General features: G+C 66.8%; 9 protein-coding genes and 1 tRNA gene. 3 read left to right on the forward strand and 7 right to left on the reverse strand.

What is annotated here, in order from left to right:
* The first annotated feature begins 209 nt into the window (after positions 1-209).
* The 3 genes from IH45_RS0134210 (at position 210) to IH45_RS0134220 (ending at position 3,782) form a co-directional block, all read left to right on the forward strand.
* On the forward strand, positions 210-1,829 hold the full coding sequence (locus IH45_RS0134210; RefSeq protein WP_030677728.1) for an alpha/beta hydrolase: 1,620 nt from the start codon (positions 210-212) through the stop codon (positions 1,827-1,829).
* A gap of 61 nt (positions 1,830-1,890) precedes the next feature.
* Positions 1,891-1,964: transfer RNA gene (locus IH45_RS0134215), tRNA-Thr, on the forward strand.
* A 438-nt stretch (positions 1,965-2,402) separates the two neighbouring features.
* On the forward strand, positions 2,403-3,782 hold the full coding sequence (locus IH45_RS0134220; RefSeq protein WP_030677731.1) for a hypothetical protein: 1,380 nt from the start codon (positions 2,403-2,405) through the stop codon (positions 3,780-3,782).
* 212 nt (positions 3,783-3,994) lie between these two features.
* Here the strand turns inward: IH45_RS0134220 and IH45_RS0134225 are convergent, their stop codons facing one another.
* From IH45_RS0134225 to IH45_RS0134250, 7 genes are all read right to left on the reverse strand, one after another.
* Complete coding sequence (locus IH45_RS0134225; RefSeq protein ID WP_234440780.1) at positions 3,995-4,219, reverse strand: hypothetical protein; 225 nt, start codon at positions 4,217-4,219, stop codon at positions 3,995-3,997.
* A gap of 289 nt (positions 4,220-4,508) precedes the next feature.
* Positions 4,509-4,916 carry a hypothetical protein gene (locus tag IH45_RS1000000150305; protein WP_234440781.1) on the reverse strand — a complete coding sequence of 136 codons (408 nt, stop codon included), beginning with the start codon at positions 4,914-4,916 and terminating at the stop codon, positions 4,509-4,511.
* 246 nt (positions 4,917-5,162) lie between these two features.
* On the reverse strand, positions 5,163-7,766 hold the full coding sequence (locus tag IH45_RS0134230) for a hypothetical protein (RefSeq protein WP_030677738.1): 2,604 nt from the start codon (positions 7,764-7,766) through the stop codon (positions 5,163-5,165).
* Positions 7,763-8,200, reverse strand: coding sequence for a DUF6507 family protein (locus IH45_RS0134235; protein ID WP_030677742.1), 438 nt, complete (start codon positions 8,198-8,200; stop codon positions 7,763-7,765). The genes IH45_RS0134230 and IH45_RS0134235 overlap by 4 nt, the downstream gene beginning before the upstream one ends.
* 125 nt (positions 8,201-8,325) lie before the next feature.
* Entirely contained in the window at positions 8,326-8,637 is a 312-nt protein-coding gene (locus IH45_RS0134240; protein ID WP_030677746.1) for a pore-forming ESAT-6 family protein, read from the reverse strand.
* 48 nt (positions 8,638-8,685) lie between these two features.
* A complete protein-coding gene (locus IH45_RS0134245) occupies positions 8,686-9,018 on the reverse strand; it encodes a hypothetical protein (protein ID WP_030677749.1) in 333 nt (110 codons plus the stop codon).
* A gap of 190 nt (positions 9,019-9,208) precedes the next feature.
* Positions 9,209-10,349 (reverse strand): DUF6177 family protein (locus IH45_RS0134250; protein WP_030677751.1); only part of this gene is annotated, 1,141 nt, incomplete at its 5' end.

Consider the following 10,349-nt stretch of genomic DNA (forward strand, 5'->3'; position numbering starts at 1 on the left):
GAACGAGCGCACCCATCACCACGCTCCGCCCCGGCGCGGATACGCTCCGTCCCAAGCCGGCAGCTGTAGCCGTAGCCGCAGTCACTGTCACTGCCTCTGAAGTGGCTCCTGCCAGTGCAGGTGGTGCCAGTGCGGAGTCGCCACCGCAGAGACGTCACAGCCACCGCCAGGCTGCCGCTGCCGACGACCCAGGAACCGAGGGACCGCCCATGGCCACCAGCCGCCCGCTCCGCACCGCCGGTACCGTCCTAACCGCCGGTACCGTCCTGACGGCCACCGCCCTGCTCATCTCCGGCTGCTCGTCCGGCAGCCCGCCATCCGGCGCCGCCGCCTCCCGGGCCCCGACGAGCGGCCGTACGGCCTCCTCCGGCACCGAGCCGGCCCCGGCGACCACCACCCTCAAGCCCCTCCCCACCACCATCCCCTCCGCCCTCCGCCCGTACTACGACCAGAAGCTCACCTGGCGCGAATGCGGAGTCGTCGGCTTCGAGTGCACGACGATGAAGGCGCCCCTCGATTACGAGCACCCCGACGCCGCCACCGACCTGAAACTGGCCGTCTCCCGCAAGAAAGCCACCGGGCCCGGCGACCGCCTCGGCTCCCTCATGGTCAACCCGGGCGGCCCCGGCGGCTCGGCGATCGACTACCTCCAGCAGTACGCGCCCCAGCCCGAAGCGGTCCGGGCCCGTTACGACATGGTCGCCATGGACCCCCGCGGCGTGGCCCGCAGCGAACCGATCACCTGCCTGTCCAATGCCCAGATGGACGACTTCACCCGCGTCGACCAGACCCCCGACGACGACGCCGAGGTCGACCGCCTCACCTCCGCTCTGCGCACCTTCGCCCAGGGCTGCCGACGCCGCTCCGGCGCCCGCCTCGGCCATGTCTCGACCGCCGAATCCGCCCGCGACATGGACGTCCTGCGTGCCGTCCTCGGCGACGACAAGCTGACCTACGTAGGCGCCTCCTACGGCACCTTCCTCGGCGCCACATACGCCGGCCTCTTCCCCTCCCGCGTCGGTCGCCTCGTCCTGGACGGCGCCATGGACCCCTCGCTGCCCGCCCGCACGATGAACCGCAACCAGACCGCCGGCTTCAACACGGCCTTCACGGCCTTCGCCAAGGACTGCGCCAAACAGCGCGACTGCCCCCTGGGCACCAGCGGCCCCGAAGAAGCGGGCCGCCGCCTGAGCGCCCTCTTCAAGAAACTCGACGCCCACCCCGCCCCCACCGGCGGCCCCCGCACCCTCACCGAATCCCTCGCCACGAGCGGCGTGACAGCGGCCATGTACGACGAGGGCGCCTGGCCCGTGCTGCGCGAATACCTCGCCGAAGCCCAGAAGGGCGACGGCCGCGGCCTGCTCGCCCTCTCCGACTCGTACTACGAACGCGACCCGGACGGCACCTACGCCAACCAGATGTTCGCCAACCCCGCCGTGAACTGCCTCGACCTCCCCGGCGCCTTCTCCGGCCCCGACGAGGTACGCGCCGCCCTGCCCGCCTTCCGCAAGGCCTCCCCGGTCTTCGGCGAAAGCTTCGCCTGGGCCGCCCTGAACTGCGCGTACTGGCCGGTCGAGCCCACCGGCGCCCCGCACCGCATCACCGCCGACGGCGCCGCCCCCATCCTCGTCGTCGGCACCACCCGCGACCCCGCCACCCCCTACCCCTGGGCCCGCTCCCTCGCCGCCCAGCTCTCCTCCGCCACCCTCCTCACCTACGACGGCGACGGCCACACCGCCTACGGCCGCGGCAGCGACTGCATCGACACCACCATCAACACCTACCTCCTCGAATCCACACCCCCACCCCCCGACAAGACCTGCACCTGACCCCCACCGAAACCCGGTTCGGACCACCCTCATCCGATGTGTAGACTGGGCTCCGCACCACGCCGCCTTAGCTCAGTCGGCCAGAGCGACGCACTCGTAATGCGTAGGTCAAGGGTTCGATTCCCTTAGGCGGCTCAGAGAAACCCCAGGTCACGTAGCACGTGGCCTGGGGTTTTGCGCTGCTCGGGGCATGGAGGGGCCGCACGGCTGGGATGCCGTGGGGTGGCTTGCGTGAGCGATGCGTGAGCGAGGCTTCGAGGCTCTACTTGCGAGCTTCTTCGAGCTGTAGCTGGTCACGACAGGTGCACCAGCTGGGCGGCAGCCGTCCGGTCAGGGCCTCAGCTGAGGAGCTTGTGGGGGAGCGGCCGGGTTGCTGCAGCCGAGAAGGGCCGACTCAATCGATGTATCGACCAGCGGGGCGTACGAGAGACGCCTGTCTGATCCTCCTGTCCAGCCGGGGGTGTAGACGGAGTTCATGCTGGCCTTGGGGAAGCGCTCATGGGGCAGGTTTCCTGAGGTTCGTCCTTGCCCGAACACCGACACCAGGCGAGTCCTGCGGACAGAATGATCGGCATGGTTGCGATCATCAGATGCACAGAGGCCGAGACGACATATCTCGAATGGCAAGAGGGGTTGTTCCCAGCTTCCGGACGTCGTGAGTGGACATGGACGACCACTCGGCTCAGAGAGTTCTGGACCAAGGGCAGCCACATCACGCTGATCGCGACCCCCGACAGAGATGGGCTCTTGCAGGTGACCAGGATGGGTCACACCAAGCGGCTGCGCCAGGTCGCTGACCTGCAACAGAAGCTGGAAATCTCCCATGTCACCCTGCTCTCGAAGCCGGTAACTCTGAGCGAAGTCATCGCGCTGTTGGCCACGCGACATCGTGTGCACCTAGTTGAGGAGGGGCAGCAGACAGAGGCGACGGGCAAGGCTCTGCTTACCGCCTTGGTCGAGTTGCGGCCCGACGCAGATCACGTGATCGGCCGACTCAGAACGGCACTTGACGGCTATACCGTGCGCTCGAAAGCGGGTCAGGCCCTGGCGACCCAGCGCGACGCAGTCCTGGGGATCGGGCGTATGGCAGGAATGTCCATCCCTCAGCTCGCCCGGTGGGATCCGCCAGCCGAGGAACTGTACGACGACAGTCCGCCGCCGGCATATCTCGACCTCTTGAGTCGGGCGGAGGCGGTTTCATCAGACGCGAGTCGAGCAGCCCCACAGCATGACATCGCGATCGAAGACCACCAGATCGGCCGGGACGCCGAGATATTCCTGAGCTGGATCGGTGAGCTAACCGGACATGTTGCATGGCGGCACTTCCGGCAGGACGGCCAGTCGCTGTTGATCGCCAACGTGAACCGCACTGCTGTCGAAGGTAACTCTGGCGCTGACCTTCTCTACTACCACCAGAGTCGTAAGAGCCTCATCCTCGTCCAATACAAGAAGCTGGACAGGGTAGGTGGCTACTACTATCCGGACAGTGACCGTAAATTGGCCGACGAACTCGAGCGTATGCAAGACGTGGACGCATATGCTGCCCGGCTCCGGCAACCGACCGATGACCACAGGCTGAGTCCCGATCCGAGCTGGATAAAGCTGTGTCCGCCAGAAGGACTGATCCCGCAAGCCAACGTGATGGTGCCGGGTATGTACTTCTCCCGGCAGCACTTCCAGCGCCTGCGCGACGACCCAAGGCTGAGGGACGGCCGGGGTGGAGCGCTGCGCTTTGGTTACTCCAACGTTCCCAGCTATTTGGACAACACCATGTTCACCCGACTGGTGGAAACGGGCATGATCGGTACTGCCGGAGTGGGTACGGAGCTGGTACGGCAGCAAATCACAAAGAGTGTCCGTGAAGGTCGGCTACTCACAGGCGGCTTGCTCACCGGCAAGGAGTTGCCACAGTCTGCGCGCAATAGTGCTCGACGCCGGCGCCGTCGTAAGTGAACCGAGTAACGTCATCGGCCTTTCCGGTAGGCCACACTGGCAGGCCGGGCTCCGAGGGCATGAGCGATGCCTGAGCGGTCGGACCAGTACTGTAGATAGCTCAGAGGAAACCCAGGTCAGGTAGCCGCTGACCTGAGGCTCGGCCTTTAAGGGCATAGTGCGATACGCGGCGAGGGGCATGGAATTGCCTGTGTGTGACTGATTGTTCGGTCTTATTTCTTGGGTTTCACCCGCTTGTTATTCGGTTCCTTCTTCTTGCCCTTCGCCTTCTTGCTCTTCTTGGCGGTCTTCGCCGCCCGTGCGGCCTGCTCGGCCTCGGTCTTCCGCTGGAGCGGGACCAGCTTCGCCGTGGCCTCGGCCGCGTTCTTGCCGACCTGGGGCAGAACGCTCTGGTAGATATCCCGCGTGATCCGGGTGTCACCCACGGTGGCGATCACAGTATATCCTCAGGCGTTTGTCTACATTCCAGCGAGCTGCCGCCGGCGAGTTGTCGTGGAGTCCGATGGCGAACGCGGGTCCGGCGCCGAGTGCATTATTTGTGCTGTCCCTTCGGTGATGTAGCCGGCGTCGCCAGCGGAGTTATTCTGCCCACCGGCTCTCGGGAATTTCAGCTGTCGCATTGGGCGCTCGCAGCCCAATGGTGCAGGGAGGGTGTAGCGGCCGGGCACGGAAGTGTCTCCTCGGAGGCGCCGAACCGTAAGCCACTCGCCCCTTATCGCAATAGGTTCAGAGCTTGTCCGTCAGATTTGGGCCAAAGCCGTCCTCGTCGGCATCTGGCGTCGCAATGCCGAATGCGGTGGCGACCCCGAAATAAGTTGGCTCACCTATTTCTGGCGTGACACCGAGCTCGGTATTGAGTTCCCGCAATGCGTCCGCAAGTCGCGGCGCGTTCTTGGTCTGTACGTCATGGTGAGGACGGCCGCGAAAGTCGAACAATCCCCAGATGTCATGGTGGACGGAGAGAGTGGCTGTCGGCCCGTAGGAGCCAGTCGTCACGGACAGATCCACCAGTTGCGGCTCCCTGCGTGCCTTGCCTTCCGCGTCGAACCATGTTCCGGGGCCAAGGAACTGCACACTTCTGATTTTCGATTCCGGCAAGGAGGTGGGCTGGGTCCCGAGCACCTTGTCGGGCAAGGAAGGATCATCCAGTGACGTGAGGGCGGACAGCCTACTCGTGATGCCGGTGAAGCCAGATCCTCGTACGTACCATTTACACTCCAGGCTGACCGGAGTGAGCAGGTCGAACCGATCTAGCACCCCGGTCATCCTGGTGGCGACACGCAAGGCGGATCGAAGCCCTGGAGGAGAGGACTCTCCGAGGTCCCAGAACCATGATCCACATTCCTTCGGGGCGCGCATTAGAGTTGACATTCTTTTCCCTTACGGATAGATGGAGCCGTCGGCTGGAATCTTGATCGCTCCATCCTCGAAGCGCAGGAGGAAGGTGACTCCGGAATCCTCTGCCAGCTCCTCTATCGCTCCGAAGGCCCGAGGTTTCAAGGTTGATATGGGATGATGGACGTCGAGGATGGCAACACCTTGTCGCATAAGCCCGTAGTCCAACTGGCCAGCTGAACTCTCTGCGTTTTTCAGTACCTTCTTGGCGCTGGATACATTCTTGAGCTGGTATCCGTAATCGATTCCTCCGTCGGCATTGCGTGTGTAGACATCCAGGTCCCACGGTGTGGTAGCGTCTCCGAACTCGAAACCAAGACGCGTAAACCCTCGGCTCTGCAGCTCGGTCGCATGACTAAGGGCCATGTAAGCGGCTGGAACCATGCTGCTGAGGGGATCACTCCGGCTGGGCCCCTTCTTGCACATCCTAAGAATTCCATCGTAATTCTCCACCCCGCGAAGATGCCCGCGGTTGATGAGGTCGGCAACGCCTGCACCGTAGGGGTCCTTGCTGAGGCTACGTACGACAAGTGCCTGATCCCCCTGGTCCAGCTTGGCATGGCTGAGCTCTGAGAGGAGTTCGGCTTCCTGCTCCGGCCTTAGCGGTCCCGTGTGTGTCGGCGCGACCTCATCGGGGACCCGGCCGTACCTGCTCGGGTCGATCTCCGGCACCATGCCGGCCGTGTCGTTGCGCGCGCCGGTTTCGAGGCCATCGCCCGTATGGGCCGCGTCGTCGGCGCTGTCGACCAGATCGTCAAGGCTGTTCGAGCCCGAGGTCTCTGGGTGGCCGGAGCCGGGCATGGCGTTGTCCGACGTGGAGCCGCCGGACGCGTCGCGGCCGCCGCCGCTGCTCGGCGTGTCCGTGTGGCCGCCGCTGGTCGTAGCCGCGTGGCCGCCGGTGCGTCCCGCTCCGCCCGCCCCGTTGTCCACGTTGTTGGTGGGCAGGTGGCTGCTCGCGCTGCCGCCCGGGGCGCCGTGCTCGGCGGCGCGGCCCATGGGGCCGGTGTGCGCGGGCCCGGTGCTGTCGTGGCCCGCCTTGCCGCCAGTGTGTACCGGGTCGGTGACGTCCGACCCGACCCGCACAACATCCTCCCCCCGCCCCCCGACACCCGCCAGAACCGGCTGCTCCTGGCGGACCGGCGGCTCGGCCCGTGGTTTGTCCGCGGCGGCGGTGTTTGAGGTGGGCTGTCCCTGCGGGGCGTCCTTGGCGTGTTGGTGGAGGGTGCCGTCCTTGCCGTAGAGGTTGCCGGCGCCGTCCGTGAACTTGCCGGTGAACGGGTCCTTCACCGTGTTGGGGGGAAGGGTGACCGTGTCTTCGGGCAGCCTGATTCTGCCGTCGGGGAGTTTGGTCGCTCCTTCCGGGACGGTGGCTTCCTTGGGCAGCCGGATCGTGCCGTCCGGCATCTTGGTGGCGCCTTCGGGCAGGCTGTAGGCGCCCTCGGAGATCTTCGGGATCTCGACGTGACCGAGGCCCTTGAGGTGGGTCATCACATCGCCGATCTTCGACAGGCCCGCGCCTGCGCCCTTGATGACGTAGGTCATCGGGTCGAGGGCGCTGCCCACCTTGCCGGCGACGGCGAGGCCCTTGGCCACCGCGCCGGCCTTGCCCGCGCCCTGCACGGCGGAGCCGCCACCGCGGGTGAAGAGGACGGACAGGGCGTTGAAGGTGACCGCGCCGGCGGCACGGGAGCCGTTCGATTCCCACTGGTCCCAGGCCAGGAGCGCCTTGCCGGTGTCGAGCACGGTCCTACGCGAGTCCCGCAGCCAGGAGGGAAGCATCTTGCCCGGCAGCCCCCAGTAGACGACGTTCACACCGGGGATCGCGGTGATCGCGCCTGCGGTGGAGAGCTTGGCCAGGCCCTTCCACGCCTCACCGGCGGCTTCCGAGCCGTGTCCGCCGAACAGGGTGTACAGGCCGTCGATGGTGCCCCCTACGCCATCGACGATGAAGCCCTTGCCGAAGTCGTAGGCGTGCTCCCACACCTGCCACCAGGGCACGGATTCCTCGACCGCGTCGCCCCAGGGCAGGTGCTCGGACTGCTTGAGGGTTTCGGCGTCGTAGCCGTAGCCGGTTTTGTGGGAAGCGTCGATCGTGTGGAGTTTCTTGCCGCCGACCAGGGCGACGATTTTGCCGTGGCAGTCGATTTCCGCCCTCTGGAAGGCGGCCCAGACCTCGGCGATCTTGTTGCGGCGGTTGAGGTTCTCCTCGATGAGGTCGCCGTCCTCGTTCCAGTCCTCGTCGGCGGCTTCCTTGTCGCGGAAGGCGGCGGCGTCCCGCTTGAGCTGCTCCAGCTGTTCGACCAGCGGAGTGATCTCATGGGCGTAGGTGCTCAGTGCCTTGGCGATGACCTGCATGTCGCTGCTGAGGTCGTGCGCCTTGTCCGCCACCGGCTTGGTGACGCCGAACAACTGTTCCGCCTCAGGTGCCTTGTAGTAGGCGGACAGGCCGCCGAAGGACGCGTGGATGTCCGAGCCGATGGTGTGGATCCTGGAGCCGCCGCGGGACAGTTCCTTCGCCTTGTCCGCGAGAAGGTCCAGATCGCCGGTGAAGACCGGTACCTCTGCCGGATCGACCGGCGCGTCGTTCACTGTTTCTTCCCCCCGAAGTCCTTGAGAGCGTCCACCCGCACGGCTCGCGCCGCGTTCTGCGCGTTCTCGGCCGCCTCCAGATCGCCCTGGACATACTCATTGGTGGCTTTGGCCGCGCCCAGAACGGCGGCCTGGCAACGATCGGCCATTGCCTGGAAATCCGACTTGCGCTTACTCGCGGCGTACTCGGCCAGCGCCGCGGTGACCGGGCCTGTCGATACCTGCGACGTCCACTTCGGGGTCTTCTGCGGCAGCACCGGCCCGTACGGACGTGTCGCGGCCTGCGATCCCGGCACGGCCGTACCTGCCGCGCCGGCCGCCTCCTGCATGTCCGCGAGCAGGGCGGTGAGGGCCTTCCCGAGATCTTCGGCATGGGTGCCGACGACCTTCAACTGCCCTTGCACCCCCTGCGGCTGGATGTCCCACGATGCCATGAACGCCCCCTGTATGCCTGTCTTTCACGCCGGCGCCGCGACTGCGCGACGCCGGCCCCCCCATTGGCCGGCGCCCCGTCGGTGCGCCGTGCAGTACTGCTTATGCCGCCGGCGCACGCGGGCGATCAGCCGATGTTGTCGACCGCGGACTTCGCGCGCGCCAGTGTCTGGTGCGCGGTCGCGTCATTCTTCTCCAGCGTGGTCTTCAGCAGCTGGATGATGTTCTTGACTTCCTGCGACGCGCGGTTCCAGCGCATCTCCTTGCCGTGGTATTCGTCCGCGACGCCGTCCGCCGTGAAGTCCGCCATCGCTGCTTTCACCTGGGCGTCGCGCTCCGCGATCACCTGTTCCAGACGCGCGATCACTGCCTGGACATTTCCCTGCGCCTCCGCCGAGGCGCCCGTGTCGTACGAACGACGGTCCATACCGCCGGCCATCATCATCACTCCCCCTGAGATCTACGTGTTCCCACAGCAAGCGGGCTGTCAGCGGCCCGAGAAGCGCGCCGCGTCGAAGTTCGCGGCCGACATCTGCGACCGCGCGTTGTCGGCCTGCTCGTGAACGCCCGAGCTGAATGCCGATTCCATGCCCGACTGGCCGCCCACGATGGCAGCAAGCGCGCTGTTCAGTGCTGCCGTGATCTCGTCCGCGCGCGACTTGAAGGAGTCGAATGCCGCCTTGCCCGAGCCGTTGAACTTGCCCTCCAACGGCTGCGCCGCCTGTACGAGCTGGTGGATCAACGTCCCCAGTTCCGTGCTCGACCCCTGCGACTTCGACCTCAGGGTCGAAAGCGTCTGCGCTCCCATGTCGAACTTCATCGCGTGCTCCCCCCAGCGAGCTTGACGGTCATGTATGCGGTCATGCCTACCAACCGCGGATCACTGCTGCCATCCGCATTCCCCATGCTATGACGAAGGTGTGACAACGGGGCTCCTGAGCGCCGTGGGGCCTCGCCACCGTGCTGTGCTGGGCGTGGATGCCGCGGACTGCCCACCGCGGCCCAGGTGTTCAAGCGCCTTTCAGGTGCCGCATCAGGCGTTCGAAGTCCTGCCAGCCCGACAGGTCCAGCGGGTCGCCCGGCAGCGGGTAGTACATCGCGGGGCGGGCCTTGGGCCCGAGCGGGACAGGTGGCTGGGACAGCGGCGTCTTCCGGGCGCGGTCGCCGGGCATCTGGCGGACTTCCTCGGCGCCGAGCACGAAGGCCAGTGGGACACCGGGTCCCTCGAAGCGGGGCGGCACCGCCAGGTCCCGGTGGGCTCTGCGGACCTGGACGAGCATCGACAGCAGGCGGTGGCGGGTGGCGAGCACTTCCGCGGCCCTGGGCAAGGAGTCCACCGGCAGCTCCTCGTCGCCTCCGTAGCCGAACGCAAGCGTGACGTACTCCTCCACACCCGCCTTCGTACGGCTGACGCGCACGGTGGCGAGGCCCGGCCGGCCCGGGCTGCCGACCACCACGAACCAGGCCGGCTCGGGGGCCCGCTCGTAGGCGATGTCCGTCATCCGACGCGGCGACCAGGGAAGGCTTGCGGGCTCCGCGGTGCCCCACCCGGCCGGGGGCTCGCCGGTGAGCTCGCGCCATATCGACTCCAGCGCGCCACCGAGGACCAGGCGCTCGTCTGCGGGATGGACCGTTCGGAACGTCACGGCGAGCTGGCGCTCCCCGGTGTCCGCCACCTCCTTGAAGGAGGCCGCCACCGGTGTACGGGGATCGTCGGCGGTCGCGTCGGCTCCCGCCACCGGCGCGAACATGCCGTCCTGCCAGCGCAGTACGGCTCCGGACTGGCCGTCGTAGTAGCCGTCCCGCTCGTCGCGTACGACCCAGCGGCACGGCCAGCTGCCCAGGCTGTGGAGTACGGCGGGAGAGAGCGTGGTCCCGGCCGGGGTGACGATCTGCAGGCCCAGCCCGGCACCTGCGGCGGTCCGGAACGCGTCCTGAAGCCAGGCTGTCATGGCGACCACCGGACGGTCCTGGATGACGACGGCGACCTTGTCGGTGAGAACGTCGACCGTGGGGTGCGCGGCGGCGGGCTCGGGCGCGAGACTCACACCATCGGTCTTCACCACCGCCAGCGACCGTGCGGCTTCGGGCGGCCAGGCGGAGCCATCGGCGAAGGCGGCCAGCCGGGCGGCGAAGGTGCCCGCGAGGTGC

Source organism: Streptomyces rimosus subsp. rimosus (genome assembly GCF_000720725.1).
GTDB classification, from domain to species: domain Bacteria; phylum Actinomycetota; class Actinomycetes; order Streptomycetales; family Streptomycetaceae; genus Streptomyces; species Streptomyces rimosus_A.